The organism is Chromobacterium piscinae, from assembly GCF_021129175.1.
Taxonomy (GTDB): Bacteria; Pseudomonadota; Gammaproteobacteria; order Burkholderiales; family Chromobacteriaceae; genus Chromobacterium; species Chromobacterium piscinae.
Genome location: NZ_JAJOHV010000090.1, coordinates 15,999 through 37,618 on the forward strand (window position 1 = coordinate 15,999; position 21,620 = coordinate 37,618).

Sequence of the window (21,620 nt, forward strand, 5' to 3'; positions counted from 1 at the left end):
AGATAGTTTGGCTAAGTTTTGAATGCCGCGTTTGCGGCATGGAATCTCAAGGAGCGTGAATGTTGGCAGCAGCGAGAGTCGCCGTGTTGGCGACAGTATTGGCCTTATCCTGGCAGCCAGCCATGGCCAAGCGAGTGGCGGGGGCTAGCAATCTGGTGACCGAAGACAGCTACGTCAATCATGATGGCGTGCGGGTGCATAAACCCATCCACGCCAAAAGCAAGCCGGCCAACGCCACCGCCCGCTGCCGAGATGGCAGCTACAGCTTCAGCACCCATCATCGAGGCACCTGTTCCGGCCATCGAGGCGTGGCGGCATGGTATCGCTGACGGCGGAGTGCGGTATTGAAATGTCGGTTGCGCAAGTCTTTGTCTGGTAAGGAATTTCATGGGATATCCCATGTCAAAGCAGTTCACCGATCCGGGCACGGGATGGAGGAGCGAGCGATGAGATCGATCAGTTGCTTATTGTGCGTGGCGCTCGCGCTGGCGGGCCCGGCTGCGTGGTCTGCGCCTGGCGGGCATGGCGGTGGCCACGGACAGGGCGAGGGCAATGGCGCGGCCCACGCGGGAATGGGGGCGGCGGATGCGGCCTCAGGCAAGCGCGTCTCAGACAAGCTGGCCAGTGATTCCCGGCTGTCCGCCAGCTTGGCCGCGAAGTTGCCGCCGGGCGCCGATGTGCAGCAAGCCGCCGCCGGCTTCCGCAATCTGGGCAGCTTCGTGGCTGCGGTCCACGTCAGCAGCAATCTCGGCATTCCCTTCGGCGAACTCAAAGACAAGATGATGTCCGGTGATTCATTGGGCCAGGCCATTCATGCGTTGAGGCCGGGAGTGGATGCCGACGCAGCCGCTCGTCAGGCGCGAAGCCAGGCGCGGGCGCAACTAGCGGCGCGCTGACCGAGCGGTCAATTCGCTAGGCGGGGCTAGAGCCCCGCCGCCGTTTTATCGCCTGCCGGAACTGCGCTCACAATTTGAAGCGGGCGGTGACATGCTGCAGATTCTGCGACAGAGAATTGAGCTCGCTCGAAGTGGTGGCCAGCTCCTCCACCGTCGCGCTGTTCTGTTCCGCCATCTGCGACACCTGCTCCATGTTCTGCGCCAGCGTCAAACTGGCTGCCCGTTGCTCCGCCAGGCTGGAGGTGATGCTGGCGATGGTGCCGACGATGGATTGGGTGCTGCTCTCTATTTCCTGCATCGAGCTGCTCGCCTCGTTGGCGCTGCCCGAGACCGCCTCCACGCTGGTCAGGCTGCCCGCCATGCTGTCCACTACCCGGTGGGCGTTCTGCTGGATCGCGCCTATCATCTGAGTGATCTCCTGAGCCGAACTGGTGGTGCGCTCTGCAAGCTTCCGAACCTCGTCCGCCACTACGGCGAAGCCGCGGCCCATTTCTCCGGCGCGGGCAGCTTCGATCGCCGCGTTCAAGGCCAATAGATTGGTCTGGTCGGCCACGTCGCGGATCACGGTGACGATATTGCCGATGCGCTGCACTTCATCGGTCAGCGACCGCATCTGCTCCGAGGTGCTGGAGACAGACTGCGTCACGGTGCCGATCTGGCCGACGGAGGCTTGCACATTGTGGCCGCCGCGGCTGGCCAGCTCTCCGGCGGCGCGCGCCTGGCCGGATGCCTGGTCGGCGTTGTCGGCGACGTGGTTGATGCTGACCGTCAATTGCTCGATGGTCGCGGCCGCCGAAGTGGTGGCTTCGGACTGTCGCTGCGCGCCGCCGGCCACTTCTTCCGACATGCTGGCCAATTCGCGGGCGGCGTTGGACACGTTGTGCGCGTTTTGCTGGATGTTGGACACGACTTCGCGCAGTCCCTTGCGCATGTCCTGAATGTCGCGGGCGATGGTGATCGCCTCGTCGCGCGCGGTCGGCAGCGGCTCGTCGGCGCCGGATAGGTCTCCCTGTTTGATCTGCTGCACCAGTTGCGCCGATCGGTGCAGCGGCGCGGTGATCAGGCGGGAGATGAACCATGCGGCCATCGCCCCCAGCGTCAGCGATAGCAACGCCACCGCAGTCATCAGGTTGCGGGCCTGGGCATAGCTGTCCTGACCGTCCTGAACCGCTTTTTGCATCCTTTCTTCTTGATATTGAGCCAGCTCTCGCAATGCTGCCATGAAGGCATTGTTGGCCGGAGCGAAATGCTGTTTCAGGAAAACATAGGCTTCGCCGTTTTTATTCGAGCGGGCCAATTGATACAAAGGCGCGTATTGCTGGCCCAGCACGGCGCGGGCCTGCTTTACTTTCTCCATCAGCTCATGGCCCCGCGGCGTCACTACGACCTTGTCCAGATTGCTCAGGTTTTCCGTATTTTTCGCGCGCAGGCTTTCCACCTGGGCGATCTCCGATTCTATCGTTTGCGGTTCGGTAGTGATGATGGCATTGCGCACGCCGCGGCCGATATCCAAGGTGGTGATCGTGATGCGGTCGATCAGCATCACTTTGGGATAGCGATTCTCAATGATGTCTCGCGATTTCTGCTGAATGCCATCCATTTTGAACATCGCTACGATCACCACGACCAACAGCATCATCAGCACTGAACCAAAGCCGATGAAGAGCTTCTGCCGGACTGTCAATTGATAAAGCATTGTCCTTCTCCATGATTTATTCAGCTACATGAGGATGTAAAAAGCCATTTTCATATTAGGTGCTGAATGGCAGGACAACAGGTTTCCGGCATCTGCGGCTCCGATGACAAGACCGGGCGTTGCTCGTGGGGAGCCTGGACTGGGGGCAGCGAGCGTTTGGTCTAGAACGAAGGATCCATGACGGCTTGTTTGGCTGTGGAAACGTCGTGCCGGCGTGCGATCTCTACTTCGTTTATGGATGCGCCGGGGATGCTCGAGCGTGGCGGAAGGCGAGCCAGGCCTGCAAGAGGCTGTCCGGCTTTGGCTTCGGATGCCGCGCGTGATCGTCCAAAGACAAGACCTTGCTGTCATATGGTAGGAGCGGCTTGAGATTGCCAGCTTGCCGCCGATATCCTTTAGGAAGCGTTGCAAGAATGCGTGAGCGTCCTTCGCCCTGGAGCATGGGGGGCTCGTTCTCGGCCGCACAGTTGGGGCCTCTTGACCACTGTTGAACCGGCTCGTACTTTTGCGGGGATTGGGCGTAATATCTGCCAAACCATGGTGGTGTTGTAATAGGGAAATAAATGTGACATATGAGGGGCGTTGGCGATAATGCTGATGCCTATTATCGATGCAGTCCTCTCATTGCAAGTTAGCGAGGTCAGTAATGTCTTCCAAGTGTTTATTGATTATCCCGCCTAACATCACCTTCGAGGCGTTTGTCAATCCGTCCGCAAACAGCAAGTATTGGATGCATAAGAATGGACGGAAATATGGTGTTTTGATCACCGATGTTCCGCTGGGTGTCTTGACCATCAGCGCCTGGTTGAAAGATAGATGCAATGCCGAGGTCCAGGTTGTGGATTTCAATACGGAAATACATAAAACATGGGATAGCCCGGAGGCAACCTCGTTCCATGACTGGTTTGAAGAGGTTTTCCTATCTATCAAACAGTCTGGATTCGAGCCGGATTTGATAGGATTTTCATCTCTTTTCATTACTGGTTATGACAATCTGCTGGCATTGGCTGAAGTAGCCAAGAAGGTTTTTCCTGGCGCATTCAGAATATGCGGTGGCAATTTGCCGACTACCATGTACCGGGAGCTCTTTTCAGATAGTCCAGATGCATTTGATGCGCTCTGTTTTGGCGAGGGTGAGCTGCCTATCACAGAACTGATGGCGGCGGAAAACAAGGCTGATTATTGCAATGGCTCTGCTCAATGGATTACTAAAGAGAATCTGAAGCAGGGTGCGATGTATCAGCATAACTTTATCTCGAATCTGGATGAGATTCCGGACTTGGATTATGACTGCATTGATCTGAAGGACTATCACCTTAATCCAACCATTAAAGCATATACTTCGATTGGCGATAGGACGAATTATATTACTTATATGGGGAGTCGGGGCTGTCCATTTCATTGCACATTTTGCGCCGCGCATACGGTGCACGGACGGAAAATGCGGAGCTTCACGATAGAGAGGATAGAGCGCGAGTTGTTCGATCTATGTGAAAAGTATGCTCCCAATACGCTGGTTATCGAAGATGATATGTTTCTTTGGGACAAGGAATGGGCCGCCAGCGTTTTGAAAATCGCGCAAAAGCTGAATTTGACCTGTTTCTTCCCGAATGCGCTTGCATTGTATGCGCTGGATAGGCCCATGCTGGAGGAGTTGCACCGTACCGGCGTCAGGCAGTTGACGCTCGCAGTCGAATCAGGCAGCGCAAGAGTGTTGAAGGAGGTGATGAAGAAGCCGCTGAAGCTTTCCATTACCAACCGGGTTGTTGCGGATTGCCGAGATTTGGGCATCTATACCGATTGCAACATCATCATCGGCATGCCTGGCGAAACATTGAATGACATCAACGATACCCGGGAATTCCTGCGCTCTCTGGATGCGAACTGGTATCGGATCAATGTTGCCACGCCATTGGCGGGCAGCGAGATGTACATCAATGCGGTCAAAAATGGGCAGATAAAAGGCGATATACGCATGGCGGGCTATAAGCGATGCGTAGTTGAAACCAAGGACTTTACGCCTGCGCAAATTGAGTCCATTGCTTATGATATCAATCTTGAAATGAATTTTCTGCGAAACTCTGATATCAAATACGGCAACTATGAGCGTGCATTGGAGACATTCGAGAATGTCTTGTTGCTGCGTAATGACCATGCTCTGGCGATGTATAAAATCATTGAGTGCAAGAGATTGATGGGCGTTGGGCCGGTTGATGAGGAACTATGGACCCGGTTGGCGGACATGGTGCAAGCGACGCCCTTTTGGAGTAAATATTTTCAGGATCATGCCTTGGCGTTCCGGGATTGGGCTGAGGCCGAGTTGAAAACAGGGTAGTACGAGATGTGTCGGCTAGAGCCAAGAGCCGTCCTTTCAGGAGAGAGGGCGGCTCTTGACGTTTGGCGGCTTCGTGTAGGACATACTTTGATCGCGATTCTAAAGGGGCGACAAGCTGCGACATGCGTTTTGGGTGGAACGAAATGAAAAGCCTACGGTTCGTGGGCTGATGGGAACCGCGCGTTCAGGAGCCTGATGCGGTCGGCATTTATCCACAGCTGGACCCATTTAGTGCAGACTATCCACAGCACTTGGCCGCAGGCGCGAGTCGCTCGGCGGAAAAGAAAAAGCCCCGGCAGCCGGGGCCGTTGGGGCTTCGCTTACACGTTGTGATACTTATTCGATGTTGGATCTACTCATTGAGTGGATGCCTCAAATCCTTTTTTGGGCAAGGGTTGAGCGACTTGCGTTCTTTTTATGGGCACATGTATAACGGGAGTGCTTCCTACTTGCCGGCTCAGAAATGATGAGTCAGCGGAAACAGCGCCACGCCAAGCAGCGCTGCAGCGGCCACGATGATCGGCTCCGGCAATTTCTTCAGCCGCCAAAGAAGTGCAGCAGTGGCGATCGCCAACAGCGCGGTGGGCAGGTCGGTCAGCGAACGTTGCGCCAGCACCACTACCGAGCCTGCGATGGCTCCGATGGCCGCCGCGGTGATGCCATCGACGAAAGCCATCAGGCCTGGGCGCTTGCCGTGCTTCTTGAAATGCGGCGCCGCCAGCACCGTTATCAGATAGCACGGCAGGAAGGTGGCCAGCGCCGCCAGGTACGCGCCGGGCAAGCCGGCCACCAGATAGCCGATGAAGCCCGTGGTGATCACCACCGGCCCCGGCGTGATCATCGCCACCGCCACCGCGTCGACGAACTGCTTGTCGGTCAGCCAATGATGCTCGGTAACGATGCCGCCATAGAGGAAGGGTACGATGGCCAAGCCCGAACCGAAAACGAAGGCGCCGGCCTTGGCGAAAAACACGGTCAGCTGCAGCAGCAGGCCAGGATCGGCCACGGCGGGCAACAGCGGCAGCGGCAGGGCCGCGCCCAGCGCGCCGGGAGACGGCCGCGGCCGGCAGCGCGCCAGCCAGACCAACAGGCCGGCCGTGATGAACAGCCAGGCGATTTCCGACTGGGTGACGATGGTGACCAGCGCCAGTACCGCGAAGATGGCCCATAGCAGCCGATCGCTTTTCAGGTTCTTGATGGCCAGCTTGTGCGCGCTGATCGCCATGATGCCGATCACTGCGGCCCCCACTCCATAGAACACCGCCTGCATCCAGGGCAGGCCGCCAAAGGCCTGGTAGGCCCAGCCCAGCGCCAGCACCATCAGGAAAGACGGCAGCACAAAGGCAAAACCGGCCGCAGTGGCGCCCAACACGCGGTAATGGACATAGCCCAGGTAGATCGCCAGTTGGGCCGCCAGCGGCCCCGGCGCAATCTGCGCCAGCGCGAGGCCTTCCTTGTAATCGGCCTCGGCTATCCAGCCGCGCCGCTCGACTAGGTCGCGATGCATGTAGCCAACCAGCGCCACCGGGCCGCCGAAGCCCAGCGCGCCCAGCCTCAGGAAATAACGCGTCAGTTGCCACAGGGAGTACTGGGCCGGCGCGATGGGGGAGACGGTCATGATTCGACTCCTGGGCCAGCGGGCAATGGGCCTGCTGACATGAAATGGGCATGCAATGAATAATCTAGCATTTGCGGCATCTCGACCAGCAGTTGTTCGTCGCAGTTATGCAGGCTTGAAACTCTGGCTGTCGTTTTCCACGGGGGAACAATGGGCGGCCTGTGGACATTGCTCCGAAAGGGCCTTGCGATGGGCCCCAAGCTCTGCATCAGAGAGAGTTCATCATCGAATGCGCGAAACGCTTGCATGCATACTGCACAACTAACAATACCAGCCGCTTATGCATAAATCGAAGTGGATGGCACGATTTTCAGCGCAGGCCCTTTTGGTTTGCGGCCTTTATAAGACGATGCGTCAGGTTTTCTGCTCAGCCGCGGCGCGACTTGAAATGAAAAAGCCCCGACTGGCGGGGCTTTTGTGGTTTCAATGACACGCAGTGACGCGTCGTGAAAGCTTACTCGATGTTTTGGATCTGCTCGCGCATCTGCTCGATCAGCACCTTCAGCTCTACCGAGGCCTGGGTGGTGTCGGTGGAGACTGATTTGGAGCCCAACGTGTTGGCCTCGCGGTTCAGCTCCTGCATCAGGAAATCAAGCCGCTTGCCGGACTGGCCGCCAGACTTGAGGATGCGGCGGACTTCGGAAAGATGGGTGGTCAGGCGCGATAGCTCCTCGTCCACGTCTATCTTTTGCGCGAACAGCGCGAACTCCTGTTTCAGCCTATCCTCATCTACGCTGCCCAGCGCTTCCTGCAGGCGGCCGGACAGCTTGGCCATGTAGTTTTCCAGGATTTGCGGCAGCTTGGGCTTGATGGCGGCGACGATGGCGTCCATCGCCTCGATGCGCTCGATCAGCACCGCCTTCAGCTTCTCGCCCTCGCGGCCGCGCGAGGCGTTGAAGTCTGCCAGCGCGGTCTGCAGCGCGTCCAGGCACAGCTGGTGCAGCACTTCCGGCGCCAGTTCATTGCTTTTCAGCACGCCGGGCCAGCGCATCAGTTCGCCGACCGATAGGCCTTTATTGTCGCCGTTCTGTTTTTGCACTTCGCGCGAGACTTCCAGCAGGCGGCTCAGGAAGGCCTGGTTCAATTCCAGCGTCGGCGCGGCACTGTCCACCTGATTGAGGCCGACGCGGCACTCCAGCTTGCCGCGGGTGACGCGGGCGGCGATCTGCTCGCGCAGCTGCGGTTCGATGATGCGCAGTTCCTCCGGCAGCCGCATCTGGATGTCCAGGTAGCGGTGATTGACGGCGCGGATTTCCAGGCTCAACATCCCGCCAGGGAATTCCCGAGTGGCGGCGGCGAAGCCAGTCATGCTCAATATCATGCGGAGCTCCTGTATCGGTATTTTCGAATGCTGGGCCCGAATTGCTTTGCTAAGCTCAATTCAGGGCCAGTGGACACTATAACAACTGCCATTCGATGACTCAATCTAGCAAGCAGACTCCGCTTCCGGCAGGCTATCGGCTCGCCGAGTATACGATTGTGCGCCAACTGTCGGTGGGTGGCTTCAGCATTGTCTACCTGGCCTTGGATGATGATGATCGCAAGTTCGCAATCAAGGAATATCTGCCTCGCAACCTGGCGGAGCGCAGGCAGGATCGCGCGATAACGGTGCCGCACGAACTGGATCGCGACGCGTTCAACCTGGGGCTGAAATGCTTTTTTGAGGAGGGGCGAGTGCTGTCGGGCATTTCCCACCCGGCGGTGGTGAGAGTGAGCAACTTCTTCCGGGCCAATCAGACGGTCTACATGGTGATGGAGTACGCTGATGGTCGTTCGCTGGGACGGGAACTGGAGCTGGTTGGCGGACGGATGGAGGAAAGGCTGATCCGCAAGTGGTTCGCGGCGCTGCTTTCTGGATTGCGGGAGGTGCACAGCCAGCGGCTGCTGCATCTGGACATCAAGCCGGCCAATATCTATCTGCGGCGCAGCGGCGTGCCGCTACTACTGGATTTTGGCGCGTCGAGGCAGACCTTGTCGCGCCAAGACAAGCATTTCGCTGCGATGTACACGCCGGGGTTCGCCGCGCCGGAGCAGTACGACAAAAGCCAGCCGCTAGGGCCGTGGACCGATATCTACGCGATCGGCGCTTGCCTGTATGTCTGCATGGGCGGCTCCACGCCTCCGCCGTCGCGGGAGCGGTGCGAGCAGGATCTGCTGTCGCCGGCCAGCCAGGCTTTCCGTTATCTGTATTCGCGCGAAATGACCGCCTTGTGCGATCGTTGCCTGGCTTTGGAGCCGAACGAGCGGCCGGCGTCGGTGCTGGAGATTCAGAAGATACTGCAGCAGACGGAGTACAGCCAACCGGAGCGCCCGTCCGCGGGAGAGGGAAATCGCCTAGTGGGCTGGATAAAAGGCCTAGCCGGCGGCCGGGATAGGGAGGGGCAGGAATGAAGCTTTCTATTTTTCAGGAAAGCCGAGTGGGGGGGCGCAGCTACAATCAGGACCGGTTGGCCATTGCGCATACTCAGGAAGCCGTGATGCTGGTGATGGCCGATGGCATGGGCGGCCACATGCGCGGTGAAGTGGCCGCGCAGATCACGGTGGACCTGTTGTGCGAGCTGTTCTACCAGCAGGCGGCGCCGTTGCTCAGCCACCCCAATCGTTTTCTGGTGAACGCCATCAGCTCGGTGCATCAGGTGATTCTGGAATACGCGACCGACCACCGACTGCCCGACGTGCCCAGCACCACGGTGGTGGTGGCTATTCTGCAGCGCGGCTATTTGTATTGGTGCCATGTCGGCGATTCCCGGCTGTATCTGCTGGATGGCGGCGGCTTGCGCCTGCGCTCGCGCGACCATTCCCAGGTGCAGCGGCTGATCGATCAGGGCCTGCTGACTGAGGAGGCAGCCAAAACCCATCCCGAGCGCAACAAGATCTACAACTGCCTGGGCGCGTCGGGCGAGCCGGACATCGACATCGGCGAGCGGCAGGACATCGGACCGGGCTGTTCCATCATGCTCTGCACCGACGGCCTTTGGTCGCAGGTGCAGGACGCCGAGCTGGAAAAAGTGTTCTCCGGCCGCAGCGTCAACCAGGTGATGCCGGCGTTGATCAATGTGGCCGAGCGCCGCGCGGGCAATGGTGGCGACAATCTGTCTGCGGTGGCGGTGACGCTGCTGGAGGACGATTTGGCGCTGGGCGAGCGCGACGACGTCTTGGACACGGAAAAGACGCCGCCGCAGAAGGCGGACAGGCTGATCCTGGAATCCAATCTGGCGACCATGCATCAGGAAATACTGGCCAGCCAGGTGGGCAAGGACAGTTGAGCGCGCCCGACTGCTATAATCGCCACCGATATTTCTTCCTCCAAAGGCCATCATGCGACCTTCCGAACGTAGTGCCGACGCGATGCGCGTCGTGCGTCTGACCCGCTCCTACACCAAGCACGCCGAGGGTTCGGTGCTGGTGGAGTTCGGCGACACCAAGGTGATCTGCACTGCCAGCGTCGAGGAAACGGTGCCGTCTTTTCTCAAGGGCAAGGGGCAGGGCTGGGTGACCGCCGAGTACGGCATGCTGCCGCGCTCCACCGGCAGCCGGATGCGCCGCGAGTCCGCCGCCGGCAAGCAATCGGGCCGCACCCAGGAGATCCAGCGCCTGATCGGCCGCTCCCTGCGTGCTGTGACGGACCTGGCCAAGCTGGGCGAGCGTCAGATCGTCATCGACTGCGATGTGATCCAGGCGGACGGCGGCACCCGCACCGCCAGCATCACCGGCGCCTATGTCGCGCTGGCCGACGCGATCCAGGGCCTGATCGACGCAGGCAAGTTGAGCGTCACCCCCTTGCGCGACCAGGTGGCGGCTGTATCGGTCGGCGTATATCGGGGACAGCCGGTGCTGGATCTGGACTATCTGGAAGATTCGGACTGTGAAACCGACATGAACGTGGTGATGACTGGCAGCGGCCGCTTCGTCGAAGTGCAGGGCACTGCCGAGGGCGAGCCGTTCAGCGAGGAGGAGATGGCGGCGATGCTGGCGCTGGCGCGCAACGGCATTACCGAATTGCTGGAGCATCAGCGGCGGGCATTGAAAGCTTGAAGCCCGCTGACTGGCCGCTGGACAGAGAAAAGCCGCCTTTGGGCGGCTTTTTCATTTCTTGGCCGATTTGGCGATGAAGGCTTGCAGCGCCTTCTGGAACACCGGCGCGGACACGCTCATATTGTCTTCCAGCTTGCGGCGGGCGGCGGGCGGCGCCGAGCTTTGCACGGCGACGATGGTGGCCTGGCCCTTGGCGTCGATGACGAAGATCGGCGAGCCGCTATTGCCCTCCAGCGTGTCGCAGCGGTGGGTGAGGCGGCCGTCGCCGCGCAGCGCGGTGGCTTTGCAGCCATGGTGGGCGCGCAGATGGCGCTGATCGTCCACCGGGTAGCCGCCCTGGGTGATGGTCCAGTTCTGTCTGGCCAGCAGTGTTTTCAATGCCTGGGCGTCGCCGGAGAATACCGGCACCGTGCCCTGGCTGTTGCCCAGCGGCGTGGCCAGCCGCACGAAGGCGAAGTCGCGCGGCGCGATGCGCGGCGGGATGTACAGGCCGTCGCGTTTGCGGATCAGGCCTTTGAGGAAGGCTTTGTCCACCTGTACTTCCTTGATGCGGCTCAGCGCCGTGTATTCGTCGCCCCACAGGCCGACGGTGAAGCTGGTGGCGGGGTCGAAACGGCCCTTCTCGTCGACGAAGCAGTGGCCGGCTGTCAACACCACGTCCGGGGCGACCAGGGTGCCGGTACAGATGGTGCGGGAGCGGGTTTCCAGCTGGCCCACGCTGCGCCAGGGCGCGCGTTCGGGCTTTTCCAGCACGCGGTCGTCCTTGCCGAAGAACAGGATCTTGTGTTCTTTGCTCAGCGGAGCGGATTGGACGAGGGCGGGGATCAGGGCGAGGCAGAGGGCAATGCGCGGCAGCTTCATCGTGGTGGCACCTGGAAATGGAAACGGGGCGCCGAAGCGCCCCGTGCAATGCTATGCCGCTGAGTGATCAGACGGCGTCGGCACTGGAATTACTTGGCAGCGGAAGCGGCCTTCTTCTTGCCGGCTTTCTTGGCCGGAGCGGAAGCTTCTTTCTTAGCAGCTTGAGCCTTTTGAGCGGCGGAAGCTTCTTTCTTGGCTACGTGCTTCTTGGCGTGCTTGTGGGCAGCCTTCTTAGCCGGAGCGGAAGCGTCGGCCTTAGCGGCTTGGGCTTTTTGAGCAGCGGAAGCTTCTTTCTTGGCAGCGTGCTTCTTAGCGTGGTGCTTGTGAGCCTTCTTGGCTTTCGGAGCGGAAGCGTCGGCCTTGGCGGCTTGGGCTTTCTGAGCGGAAGCTTCTTTCTTGGCTACGTGCTTCTTGGCCTTCTTGGCCTTCGGAGCGGAAGCGTCGGCCTTGGCGGCTTGGGCTTTTTGAGCAGCGGAAGCTTCTTTCTTGGCAGCGTGCTTCTTAGCGTGGTGCTTGTGAGCCTTCTTGGCCTTCGGAGCGGAAGCGTCGGCCTTAGCGGCTTGGGCTTTCTGAGCGGAGGCTTCTTTCTTGGCTACGTGCTTCTTGGCCTTCTTGGCCTTCGGAGCGGAAGCGTCGGCCTTGGCGGCTTGGGCTTTTTGAGCAGCGGAAGCTTCTTTCTTGGCAGCGTGCTTTTTAGCCGCGTGCTTGTGAGCCTTCTTGGCCTTCGGAGCGGAAGCGTCGGCCTTGGCGGCTTGAGCCTTCTGAGCGGAAGCGTCCTTCTTGGCTACGTGCTTCTTGGCCTTCTTGGCCTTCGGAGCGGAAGCGTCAGCCTTGGCGGCTTGAGCCTTTTGAGCGGAAGCTACTTTTTTCTTTTCGGCCTTCTTGGCCTTGTGGATTGCCGGAGCGGAAGCGGCGGCCTTTTCAGCGGCGAAGCCGTTAGCGGACACCAGGCTGAAAGCAGCGGTCAGGGCGAGCAGAGCCAGCTTTTTCATTTACGAAACTCCTAAGTTTCTTTCGATTGGGTTGAAACGGACCCGAAGAAGTCCTAATTCAGGGCGAATGCTATCGGTGGCAAGATGTAGCGTCTAGGGTAGGCGTGTATCTCAATGTTACAAAATGTACATTAGGCTGTCGGCCAGCGAAGCAAAAAGCGCGCGCCGCCCATCGGCGAACTTTCCACCTTGATGCTGCCCCGGTGAGCGCGGGCGATGCCGGCGACGATGGCCAGCCCCAGGCCGTGGCCGCCGGTCTTGCGGCCGCGGCTTTCATCCAGGCGGATGAAGGGGTCGAACACCCGTTCGCGGTCTTCCTCCGGGATGCCGGGGCCGTCATCGTCGACGATGATGCAGCATTGCTGCTTGTCGACCAGGATGTGGGTGGCGACGACGGCGTTGGCGTGGCGGCGGGCGTTGGACAGCAGGTTGTCCAGCGCGCGGGTGATCAGGTGTTCGTCGGCGGTGATGGTGAGCTCTTCACCGGCCGGTTCGATCCAGTGGATTTCCTGCGCCAGCGCCGCCTGGCCGGCGATGCGGTCGCGCGCCCAGGGCAGCGCGTTGAAGCTGCTCAGCGTCAGCGGCGCTTCGGGGCGGTCCAGCCGAGCGTGGAACAACAGCTCCTCCACCAGCTTGTCGATGGCGGTGAGGTCGCGCTCGATGGCTTGCCGCTCCGGCGCTTCTTCATCGCCCTCCAGCAGCGCCAGCCGGTAGCGCAGCCGCGCCAGCGGCGTGCGCAGCTCGTGGGCGACGGCGTTGGTCAGCGTCTTCTTGCTGTTGATCAGCGCGCCGATATTGTCGGCCATGTGGTTGAAGGCGACGCCGAGATGGTGGACGCCCGAATGCGGCGGCAGGTCGACGCGGGCGGACAGGTCGCCGTTGGCCAGCAGGCCGGCGGTGCGCTCCAGCGCCACCAGGTCGCGCCAGTGGGGGCGCATCCAAAGGAACACCGGAATCGCCAGCGACAGGCCCAAGAGGCCCAGCAACGCGTAGTCGAACCACTTGAGCCGGTGCAGGAAGAACAGGTAGCGCAGCGGGCCGGCCACTAATAGATAGTTGCTGTCCTGCAGCTTCTGCAGGAACAGGTATTTGTCCTCCAGCATCACGATTTCGCCGCGGTCGAGCGCCTCTCTCGATTCTTCGTCGAGGATGTAGTTGCTCATCTTCTCCACCTTCACGCGGAAGGTGAAGCCGTAGTCGGCGTTGGCCAGGGTCTCGCTCCAGCGGTCTTCCGGCACGCCGCGCAGGTCGGCTTCGATCAGCGACAGCGTGGTGCGCAGCAGGTCGGCCAGATAGCGTTCGCCGACGTCGTCGACCGCCTGCTTGTACACCACGCCGACCATGACTACCGCGACCAGGAAGCAGGCCATCAGCAGCAGGTAGAACTGGACGAAAAGGCGGCGCATCCGCGCTTACTCCCAGCCGGACAGCGAGAACAGGTAACCGCGGTTGCGCACGGTCTTGATGCGGAACGGCTCGCTGGGGTTGTCGCCTAGTTTCTTGCGCAGCCGCGAGATCGCCACGTCTATGCTGCGGTCCAGGCCGTCGTAATCGACGCCGCGCATTTCCTTCAGCAGCAAGTCGCGGTTCAGGGTTTCGCCGGCGTGGCTGGCCAAGAGCCACAGCAGGTCGAAGTCGGAGGTGGACAGCGGGATCTTCTCGCCGGCCAGCACCACGTCGCGGCTGACCGGGTCGATCGACAGCTGGCCGAACACCGCCTTGCGCGAACCCTTGGCCGGCTGCGCCTCGACGGGTTGGGCCGGGCGCAGATTGCGCAGCTGCGCGCGCAGCCGGGCCACCAGCACCGACGGCGGCGTGGTTTTCAGGATGTAGTCGTTGGCGCCCAGCTCCAGGCCCAGGATCTGGTTCATGTCGCTGTCCAGCGAGGTCAGCATGATGATGGGGCCGTCGAACTTGGGCCGCAGCTCGCGGCAGATCGACAGGCCGTCCTTGCCCGGCAGCATGATGTCCAGCAGCACCATGTCCGGCGCTTCGCGGGCGATGGTGTCCAGCGCGGCGTCGCCGCGCGGTTCGATCACCACTTCCATTTCGTGGCGGGACAGGAAATCGCTGATCAGTTCGGCGAGGTCGGCGTCGTCTTCGACGAATACGATGCGATGGGTCATGCGGGTATCCATGCAGTTGATTGGCGGTTTGCCGGCAAGTATCTCGCGCCGGGAGCCGCGGCTCAAGTGCGGACAGCCGCTCAGGCGGGCTCCCGGCCGGGCAGGAACAGCGGATTGAAGCCGATGCGCGCGAAACCGGCCTCGCCGGCCAGCAGGTCCAGCGCCAGGCTGGCCAGATCGTCGGCGCCGGCCTCCGCATCGGCATCGAGCAGCAAGGAAATCTGCTTCAGCGCGCCATGGCATTCGCCGCAGGCTTCCACTTCGCGCGCGCCGCGTTCCTGATGAGGTTGCCGATGGTTGGGGTCGGCGGGGACATGGTCCTGCGCCGCCAGCGAGTAGTAATGCAGATCCCGGCTGTTGCCGCAGGATAGGCAGCGCACCCGGCCTACCGGCCAGGCGTGGCTGCACATCGAGCACACCACGTAGCGCTGGGCGTGGCCGCTGTCGCCGCGCAGCAGCAGCGAGGCCAGCGGCAGGCCGCCGCAGCATGGGCAACGCGCTTCCTGGCTCTGCGGCTCGGGCAGCGGCCGCTGGCGGATGCTGCGGGTGGCCTGAGCCTGCAAGGCTGCGCCCAGCAGCGGCAGCGCAGCGAACAAGGGACCGTCGGACGGATAGTCGCCGTTGATCAGATGCTCGGCCAGCCGGCTGAGTGCGGCGGCGTCCAACGCCAGCAGGGAATCAAGACTGGCCTGGACGGGGGCGGGCAGCTGCGGCGCCAGCGCCTGGGCCAGTTTTTCCAGCGCGGCGCGCGGATCGAGCCGGGAGGCGTCGTGCAAGGCTTGCTGCTGCTGGCAGATGGCGGCGCACAGCCGCAGAAAATCGGCCATCGAGTGGCCGTCGGCCAATTGCAGCAGCCGCGCGGCGCGGCGGGCGAAGATGCCGGTCGGCGGCCGCAGCACGGGCAGGCTCATCAGGGGGGCGTCGCCGGCGAGTATCTGTTCGGCCGGCAGGATGGGTTGGGTGGGGGTCATGGTTAGTCGCGGCGATTTATTTTGAGAGTAGCCTAGCGTATTGAGACAGTATCTGGGTTGTGTCCGCTGCGCGGACGATATTTAGGTGGCGGTTCCGCCCGCCGGACGGGCCAGGGGCTGTGCGGCCAGCCCCTTAGCGATCCCCGGCCGCCCCTGCAGCCCGCGAAACCGCGCTCAAAAAGCGGTTGGCAAGGCGCCGCCGAAACTCGCCGCGCGCTAGCGTCGCGCGGCGTCGAACAAATCGGCGGCTTAAAACCTTGCCAGCCGCTTTCTGGGCGGCGCGTGCAGAAGGGGATGATTGTCGCTCCGTTGTCCAGGTGCTCATAAGGCCAAGCTCTAAGGCCCGCCTGCAGCTGCAGGATCATGATCCTATTTCTTCCCCATCATTTCCTTATACCAGCCTGGATGATGCTTCTTGGCCCAGGCATGGGTGACCACCCCTTCCACCATCGCCCGTATCGTGCCCTTCACCCACAGCGCGGCGTAGACGTGGACGATGATGCTGGCGATCAGCGCGGTGGCCGCCCAGGCGTGCAGCAACAGGGCGAGGCGGATTACCGGGATCGGGAAATAGCCGGAAAAGTACTGGCGCCAGGCGATGATGCCGGTGACCAGCATGGTGGCCACGCATAGGGTCATGATCCAGAACATCGCCTTCTGGCCGCCGTTGTATTTGCCTACCTCTACGGTCTCATGGCCGCGCAGCACGTCCTTCACCGCCATCATCCACTTGATGTCCTGGCTGTTGATCAGGTTGCGCCGCCAGTAGCGGAAAAATTGGACGAAAAAGCCGACGAACATCAGCACGCCGACGAAGGGGTGCACCATGCGCGCCAGCTGCGGCGTGCCGAACACGCCGGTCAGCCAGAAGAAGGCCGGGTAGAACAGCGCCAGGCCGGACAGCGCCAGCAGGACGAAGCAGATGGCGACGATCCAGTGATTGATCCGCTCGGCGGCGCTGTAGCGCTGCAGCAGTTTTTCTTTCATCGCTTGTCCTCCTCGCGGGTTTCGCTTTCCTCGTCGTCATCGGCGCGGTTGGGTCCGACGGTGATGTAGTGCAGGAAGCCGAACAGGCCGGCGGCGGCGATGCCTATCGTCGCCAGCGGTTTGAGCAAGCCCTTCCACAATTGCACGGTGGGGCTGATCTCCGGGTTGTTGGGCAGGCCGGAATACTGCTCCGGCTTGTCGGCGTGGTGCAGTACGTACATCACGTGGGTGCCGCCGACGCCTTGAGGGTCGTACAGGCCGACATGCTGATAGCCGCGCCGCTGCAGGTCGGCCACCCGTTCCGCCGCCACTTCCTTCATGTCTTCCTTGGAGCCGAACTGGATGGCCCCGGTGGGACAGGTCTTGACGCAGGCCGGCTCCAGGCCGACGGCGACGCGGTCCGAGCATAGCGTGCACTTGTAGGCCTTGTTGTCTTCCTTGCTGATGCGCGGGATGTTGAACGGACAGCCGGCGATGCAGTAGCCGCAGCCTATGCAGTTTTCCTGGTGGAAGTCGACGATGCCGTTGCTGTACTGGACGATGGCGCCCGGCGACGGACAGGCTTTCAAACAGCCGGGGTCGGCGCAGTGCATGCAGCCGTCCTTGCGGATCAGCCACTCCAGCTTGCCGTTGCTTTCCTCCTCGGCGAAGCGCATCACCGTCCAGGCTTTGGCGGACAGGTCGGTGGGGTTGTCGTAGACGCCGATGTTGTGGCCGACTTCCTCGCGGATGTCGTTCCATTCGGAACAGGCCACCTGGCAGGCCTTGCAGCCGATGCAGGTGGAGGTGTCGATCAGCTTGGCCACTTCCAGCGTCTGGCGGACCTTGGGGCTTTCGGTCGGGCTGGCGGAGCGGCGGTGGATATCCAGGGATTGCAATGGCATGAGCCGGGCTCCTTACAGTTTTTCCAGCTTGACCAGGAAGGCCTTGTACTCGGGCGTCTGGGTGTTGCAGTCTCCGACCGCGGGCGGCAGCGAGTTGGTCAGATAGCCCGGCCGCGCCACGCCCTCCCAGCCCCAGTGCAGCGGGATGCCGATCTGGTGCACGGTTTGGCCGTTGACCTTCAGCGCCATCAAGCGCTTGGTCACCACCGCCTTGGCTTTGACGAAGCCGCGGTTGGAGCTGACCTTGACCATGTCGCCCTGGACGATGCCTTTTTCGCGGGCCAAGGCTTCGCCGATCTCGACGAATTGCTCGGGCTGGGCGATGGCGCTCAAGAGCACCGACTTGGTCCAGAACTGGAAATGCTCGGTCAGGCGGTAAGTCGTCCCGACGTAGGGGAAGTCTTTATGCGTGCCCAGCCGCTTCTTGTCGCTGTCGAACAACCGCACCGCCGGGCTGGATACCACTTTGGGGTGCAGCGGGTTGGTGCCGATCGGGCTTTCCATCGGTTCGTAGTGTTCGGGGAAGGGGCCGTCCACCAGCTTGTCGGCGCAGAACAGCCGGCCCACGCCTTCCGGGTTCATGATGAAGGGCATCATGCCGGAATCTGGGGCGGCGTCGGCCTTGAAGTCCGGCACGTCGCCGCCCACCCATTTGTCACCGTTCCAGCTGATCAGCTTGCGCTTCGGGTCCCACGGCTTGCCGGACGGATCACAGGAGGCGCGGTTGTAAAGGATGCGGCGGTTGGCTGGCCACGACCACGACCAGCCCGGCGTGTTGCCGAGGCCGGTGTCGGTGTTGTCTCGGCGCGCCATCTGGTTGCCGGCCTGCGGCCAGCAGCCGGAGAAGATCCAACAGGCGCAGGAGGTGCGGCCGTCGTCCTGCAGCACGGCGAAGCCGGGAATTTGCTCGCCCTTCTTCACCAAGGTCTTGCTCGGGTCGGCCGGGTCCGGCAGGTCGGCCAGCGCCTTGCCGTTCATTTCCATCGCCAGCTCGCTGGGCGTCGGGGCTTTGGGATTGCGGTAGGCCCAGCTGGTCTTGAGTATGGGCTCGGCCAGCTTGCCGCCTTCCTTGCGGTAGAGGTCGCGGATGGCGACGAACAGCTCGCCGATGATCTCGTTGTCGCCCCTGGCCTGGCCCGGCGGCTCAGCGCCTTTCCAATGCCATTGCAGCCAGCGCGCGGAGTTGACGATGGAGCCGTCCTCCTCGGCGAAACAGGTGGATGGCAGCCGGAACACCGTGGTCTGGATCTTGGCCGGGTCGACGTCGTGCGCTTCGCCGTGGTTTTGCCAGAAGGTGGAGGTCTCGGTGGCGATCGGGTCGATGATCACCATGTACTTGAGCTTGGAGAAGGCCTCGGTCACTTTGGCGGCGTCCGGGAAGCTGGCCAGCGGGTTGAAGCCCTGGACGATGAAACCGTTCATCTTGCCCTGGTACATCAGCTCGGCCATGTGCAGCACGTCGTACATCTTGTCCCACTTGGGCAGCCAGTCGTAGCCCCAGTCGTTTTCCTTGCTCGCGTTGTCGCCCCACATCCATTTCATCAGGCTGACGAAGAACTTGGGCGTGTTGCTCCAGTAATTGAACTGGTTGGCCTGCAGGGCCTTGGGCGTGGTCTTGGCCAGATAAGTGGCCAGGTCCGGGTGGTCGGCTTCGCTCGGCAGCGTCAGGTAGCCGGGCAGCTGGGTGGACAGCAGGCCCAGGTCGGACAGGCCCTGGATGTTGGAGTGGCCGCGCAGCGCGTTGACGCCGCCGCCGGGCATGCCGATGTTGCCCAGCAGCAATTGGATCATCGCCATGGTGCGGATGTTCTGCGAGCCGGTGGTGTGCTGGGTCCAGCCCAGCGCGTACAGGATGGTGCCGGCCCGGTCCGGGCGGGCGGTTTCGCCCAGTTCCTTGCACACCTGCAGAAAACCGTCCACCGGCGTGCCGCAGATGGTGTTGACCACTTCCGGCGTATAGCGCGAGTAGTGCTGCTTCAACAACTGCCACACGCAGCGCGGGTGCTGCAGCGTCGGATCGGTTTTGGCGTAGCCGTCGTCGCCCAGCTCGTAGTTCCAGCTGCTCTTGTCGTACTTGCCCTTGGTGGCGTCGTAGCCGGAGAACAGGCCTTCGTCGAAGCGGTAGTCGTCGCGGACGATCAGCGCGGCGTTGGTGTAGGCCTTGACGTAGTCCCAGTGGATCTTGTCGTTCTTGATCAGCCAGTTGATCACGCCGCCCAGGAAGGCGATGTCGGAGCCGACGCGGATGGGGAGATAGAGATCGGACACCGAGGCCGTGCGGTTGTAGCGCGGATCGACCACGATCAGCCGCGTGCCGCGCGTCTTCTTCGCCTCTATCGCCCACTTGAAGCCCACCGGGTGGGCCTCGGCGGCGTTGCCGCCCATCACCAGGATGAAGTCGGCGTTCTTGATGTCCACCCAGCTGTTGGTCATCGCGCCGCGGCCGAAGGTGGAGGCCAGCGCCGATACTGTCGGACCGTGGCAGACGCGGGCCTGGGCGTCGGTGGCGACGATGCCCAGGCTGCGGATGAATTTCTGCGAGATGATGCCGGTTTCGTTGGAGCCGGCCGACGCAGTCAGCATCGCGGTGGACAGCCAGCGGTTGATCGGCACGCCGGCGGCGTTTTTCTCGACGATATGCGCGTCGCGGTCGTCCTTCATCAGGCGGGCGATGCGGGCAATCGCCTCGTCCCAGCTGACGCGTTTCCACTCGCTGCTGCCAGCCTCGCGCACTTCCGGGTATTTCAGCCGCTTGGGGCTGTGGATGAAGTCGAGCAGGCCGGCGCCCTTGGGACAGAGCGAGCCGCGGCTGACCGGATGGTCCGGATCGCCCTCGATATGGTAGATCTCGCCGTGCGTGTTCTTGGCGCCGTCGCCCAGCCCGTACAGGATCAGGCCGCAGCCGACGGAGCAGTAGGTACAGGTGTTGCGGGTTTCGCGCGCGCCCATCAGCTTGAACTGCCTGACTTCGGCCAAGGCCAGCTGCGGCGCGAAGCCCATGGCGACCAGGCTGGATGCGCCCAGCTGAGCAGCGGTCAGCTTGAACAGCTGGCGTCGGGTGACTTGCATCGTCTTTCCTCCAGAGTACCCGCGCTACCGGAGGCGAACGGATAAACCAAGTGGATTTTATTTCTGAATCTTTATTCTTTTATGCTACTCCGATGAAGGGCTAATGACCACCTTATTGACATGGCTTTTGCGGGGCAAGCCGGAACCCGGGGCGGGGAGGCTGCGCGATGAATGGCGCGAATGGAACCAGACCGCTGCGGTAAACCGGCTGGCGGCGGGGAGGTGTCCCGCCGGCCCGTCCTGTTATTTGTAGCAGTTTTATTACTATTTGCAGTTTATTGATTAAAACTATCAGTTTGGCGAATCATTGTGCCAGCCTCCGCCTAGCGCCTTGAGCAGACCGACGCTGGCTGCCAGTTGGCCGCCGCGCAGCTGCGCCAGTGTCCGTTGCGCCGCCAGCTGGCTTTGGCGGGCGCTCGCCAAAGCCAGCGCGCTGTCCAGGCCTTCGCGATAGCGCAGCTGGCTGACGGCGTAGGCCTTGTCCTGGTTGCGTACCGCCTCGTCCTGCTGGCGGCGCGCGGCATCCAATCCATGCAGCGCGTTCAGCGCGTCCTGGGTTTCCTGCACCGCCTGCAGCACGGTTTGGCGATAGCTGGCCAGCGCGGCGCGGTAGCCAGCCTCGGCGTAGTCGATGCCGGCGCGGGTCTTGCCGTTGTCGAACAAGGTTTGCGTCGCCTGCAGGCCGATGCCCCAGATCAGCGCCGGCGTGGAGAACAGATTGGCGAGGCCGGTCGATTCGCTGCCGATGTAGGCCGGAGCCAGCGTTAGTTGCGGGAAGTAGGCGGCCTTGGCGATACCGATCTGGGCATTGGCGGCGGCCATCGCCCGCTCGGCGGATGCGATGTCGGGGCGGCGCTGCAGCAGATCGCTGGGCGCGCCGCTCGGCAAAGCCGGCAAGTCGGCAGGCAGCGAGCCGGATGCCAGCCGGAACGAGGGCGCCGGCGCGCCGCTGAGCGTGGCCAGCAGGTCTTCGCTGGCGCGGCGTTGATTGAGCAGCAGCTCGCGCTGGGCACGGCTGGCGGCCACGGAAGCGGCCTGCTGCGCTTCGTCGCCGGCGGAGGCCAGGCCCGCCCGGCGGCGGATGCCGGTCAGCTCCAGCCCCCACTGCTGCGCGTCGAGGATGCCGTCCAGCAGCCGGATTTCTTCGTCC

The 21,620-nt window shown here is 62.0% G+C and carries 18 protein-coding genes; 6 read left to right on the forward strand and 12 right to left on the reverse strand.

Annotation, left to right across the window (positions count from 1 at the left end):
- The first annotated feature begins 59 nt into the window (after positions 1-59).
- Together LQR33_RS19880 and LQR33_RS19885 are read left to right on the forward strand one after the other, a co-directional pair.
- A complete protein-coding gene (locus LQR33_RS19880; protein WP_166439785.1) occupies positions 60-329 on the forward strand; it encodes a DUF3761 domain-containing protein in 270 nt (89 codons plus the stop codon).
- Between the two features lie 117 nt (positions 330-446).
- On the forward strand, positions 447-896 hold the full coding sequence (locus LQR33_RS19885) for a hypothetical protein (RefSeq protein ID WP_166439784.1): 450 nt from the start codon (positions 447-449) through the stop codon (positions 894-896).
- Between the two features lie 67 nt (positions 897-963).
- Here LQR33_RS19885 and LQR33_RS19890 read toward each other — a convergent pair whose 3' ends face one another.
- Positions 964-2,592, reverse strand: a complete 1,629-nt coding sequence (locus LQR33_RS19890) for a methyl-accepting chemotaxis protein (RefSeq protein WP_221668576.1) — start codon at positions 2,590-2,592, stop codon at positions 964-966.
- 730 nt (positions 2,593-3,322) lie between these two features.
- On the opposite strand from LQR33_RS19890, the gene LQR33_RS19895 reads away from it, so the two are divergent.
- Entirely contained in the window at positions 3,323-4,927 is a 1,605-nt protein-coding gene (locus LQR33_RS19895) for a B12-binding domain-containing radical SAM protein (protein WP_221668575.1), read from the forward strand.
- Positions 4,928-5,384: 457 nt separating this feature from the next.
- On the opposite strand, the gene LQR33_RS19900 is transcribed toward LQR33_RS19895, so the two are convergent.
- Complete coding sequence (locus LQR33_RS19900) at positions 5,385-6,545, reverse strand: chromate transporter (RefSeq protein ID WP_231470179.1); 1,161 nt, start codon at positions 6,543-6,545, stop codon at positions 5,385-5,387.
- 454 nt (positions 6,546-6,999) lie between these two features.
- The gene (locus LQR33_RS19905; RefSeq protein WP_166439780.1) at positions 7,000-7,866 is read right to left on the reverse strand and encodes a YicC/YloC family endoribonuclease; all 867 of its coding nucleotides are present in this window, start codon (positions 7,864-7,866) and stop codon (positions 7,000-7,002) included.
- A gap of 158 nt (positions 7,867-8,024) precedes the next feature.
- On the opposite strand from LQR33_RS19905, the gene LQR33_RS19910 reads away from it, so the two are divergent.
- The 3 genes from LQR33_RS19910 to rph are packed head-to-tail and all read left to right on the forward strand — an operon-like array spanning position 8,025 to position 10,580.
- Complete coding sequence (locus tag LQR33_RS19910; protein ID WP_231177401.1) at positions 8,025-8,936, forward strand: serine/threonine protein kinase; 912 nt, start codon at positions 8,025-8,027, stop codon at positions 8,934-8,936.
- Positions 8,933-9,811: a PP2C family protein-serine/threonine phosphatase gene (locus LQR33_RS19915; RefSeq protein ID WP_166439778.1), complete on the forward strand. Its 879-nt coding sequence runs from the start codon at positions 8,933-8,935 to the stop codon at positions 9,809-9,811. Before LQR33_RS19910 ends, LQR33_RS19915 begins: the two co-directional genes overlap by 4 nt.
- Before the next feature lie 52 nt (positions 9,812-9,863).
- The gene (gene rph, locus LQR33_RS19920; protein ID WP_104945292.1) at positions 9,864-10,580 is read left to right on the forward strand and encodes a ribonuclease PH; all 717 of its coding nucleotides are present in this window, start codon (positions 9,864-9,866) and stop codon (positions 10,578-10,580) included.
- A 51-nt stretch (positions 10,581-10,631) separates the two neighbouring features.
- Here rph and LQR33_RS19925 read toward each other — a convergent pair whose 3' ends face one another.
- The 9 genes from LQR33_RS19925 to LQR33_RS19965 all read right to left on the reverse strand — a co-directional run.
- A complete protein-coding gene (locus LQR33_RS19925; protein WP_166439777.1) occupies positions 10,632-11,441 on the reverse strand; it encodes a trypsin-like serine peptidase in 810 nt (269 codons plus the stop codon).
- Between the two features lie 89 nt (positions 11,442-11,530).
- A complete protein-coding gene (locus LQR33_RS19930) occupies positions 11,531-12,433 on the reverse strand; it encodes a hypothetical protein (RefSeq protein ID WP_070979674.1) in 903 nt (300 codons plus the stop codon).
- Positions 12,434-12,564: 131 nt separating this feature from the next.
- Complete coding sequence (gene rstB / locus LQR33_RS19935; protein WP_031295477.1) at positions 12,565-13,839, reverse strand: two-component system sensor histidine kinase RstB; 1,275 nt, start codon at positions 13,837-13,839, stop codon at positions 12,565-12,567.
- Between the two features lie 6 nt (positions 13,840-13,845).
- On the reverse strand, positions 13,846-14,559 hold the full coding sequence (gene rstA / locus LQR33_RS19940; protein WP_166439775.1) for a two-component system response regulator RstA: 714 nt from the start codon (positions 14,557-14,559) through the stop codon (positions 13,846-13,848).
- Between the two features lie 80 nt (positions 14,560-14,639).
- Positions 14,640-15,530 carry a formate dehydrogenase accessory protein FdhE domain-containing protein gene (fdhE, locus tag LQR33_RS19945; RefSeq protein ID WP_231177398.1) on the reverse strand — a complete coding sequence of 297 codons (891 nt, stop codon included), beginning with the start codon at positions 15,528-15,530 and terminating at the stop codon, positions 14,640-14,642.
- A 369-nt stretch (positions 15,531-15,899) separates the two neighbouring features.
- A complete protein-coding gene (locus tag LQR33_RS19950) occupies positions 15,900-16,517 on the reverse strand; it encodes a formate dehydrogenase subunit gamma (protein WP_166439773.1) in 618 nt (205 codons plus the stop codon).
- Positions 16,514-17,401 (reverse strand): formate dehydrogenase subunit beta, encoded by an 888-nt coding sequence (gene fdxH / locus LQR33_RS19955; RefSeq protein ID WP_231470180.1) that lies wholly within the window; start codon positions 17,399-17,401, stop codon positions 16,514-16,516. Before fdxH ends, LQR33_RS19950 begins: the two co-directional genes overlap by 4 nt.
- 12 nt (positions 17,402-17,413) lie before the next feature.
- Positions 17,414-20,470: a formate dehydrogenase-N subunit alpha gene (fdnG, locus tag LQR33_RS19960; RefSeq protein WP_231470181.1), complete on the reverse strand. Its 3,057-nt coding sequence runs from the start codon at positions 20,468-20,470 to the stop codon at positions 17,414-17,416.
- A gap of 291 nt (positions 20,471-20,761) precedes the next feature.
- On the reverse strand, positions 20,762-21,620 hold an 859-nt coding region (locus tag LQR33_RS19965; protein WP_231470182.1), incomplete at its 5' end, for an efflux transporter outer membrane subunit.

Bases quoted from the DNA above. Each gene is read 5' to 3' on its own strand.
- LQR33_RS19950 (WP_166439773.1), bottom strand. From the start codon at position 16,517: ATGAAAGAAAAACTGCTGCAGCGCTACAGCGCCGCCGAGCGGATCAAT.
- fdxH (WP_231470180.1), bottom strand. From the start codon at position 17,401: ATGCCATTGCAATCCCTGGATATCCACCGCCGCTCCGCCAGCCCGACC.
- rstA (WP_166439775.1), bottom strand. From the start codon at position 14,559: ATGACCCATCGCATCGTATTCGTCGAAGACGACGCCGACCTCGCCGAA.
- LQR33_RS19880 (WP_166439785.1), top strand. From the start codon at position 60: ATGTTGGCAGCAGCGAGAGTCGCCGTGTTGGCGACAGTATTGGCCTTA.
- LQR33_RS19900 (WP_231470179.1), bottom strand. From the start codon at position 6,545: ATGACCGTCTCCCCCATCGCGCCGGCCCAGTACTCCCTGTGGCAACTG.
- LQR33_RS19885 (WP_166439784.1), top strand. From the start codon at position 447: ATGAGATCGATCAGTTGCTTATTGTGCGTGGCGCTCGCGCTGGCGGGC.
- LQR33_RS19895 (WP_221668575.1), top strand. From the start codon at position 3,323: ATGCATAAGAATGGACGGAAATATGGTGTTTTGATCACCGATGTTCCG.
- fdnG (WP_231470181.1), bottom strand. From the start codon at position 20,470: ATGCAAGTCACCCGACGCCAGCTGTTCAAGCTGACCGCTGCTCAGCTG.
- LQR33_RS19905 (WP_166439780.1), bottom strand. From the start codon at position 7,866: ATGATATTGAGCATGACTGGCTTCGCCGCCGCCACTCGGGAATTCCCT.
- LQR33_RS19915 (WP_166439778.1), top strand. From the start codon at position 8,933: ATGAAGCTTTCTATTTTTCAGGAAAGCCGAGTGGGGGGGCGCAGCTAC.
- LQR33_RS19890 (WP_221668576.1), bottom strand. From the start codon at position 2,592: ATGCTTTATCAATTGACAGTCCGGCAGAAGCTCTTCATCGGCTTTGGT.
- rstB (WP_031295477.1), bottom strand. From the start codon at position 13,839: ATGCGCCGCCTTTTCGTCCAGTTCTACCTGCTGCTGATGGCCTGCTTC.
- LQR33_RS19925 (WP_166439777.1), bottom strand. From the start codon at position 11,441: ATGAAGCTGCCGCGCATTGCCCTCTGCCTCGCCCTGATCCCCGCCCTC.
- rph (WP_104945292.1), top strand. From the start codon at position 9,864: ATGCGACCTTCCGAACGTAGTGCCGACGCGATGCGCGTCGTGCGTCTG.
- fdhE (WP_231177398.1), bottom strand. From the start codon at position 15,530: ATGACCCCCACCCAACCCATCCTGCCGGCCGAACAGATACTCGCCGGC.
- LQR33_RS19930 (WP_070979674.1), bottom strand. From the start codon at position 12,433: ATGAAAAAGCTGGCTCTGCTCGCCCTGACCGCTGCTTTCAGCCTGGTG.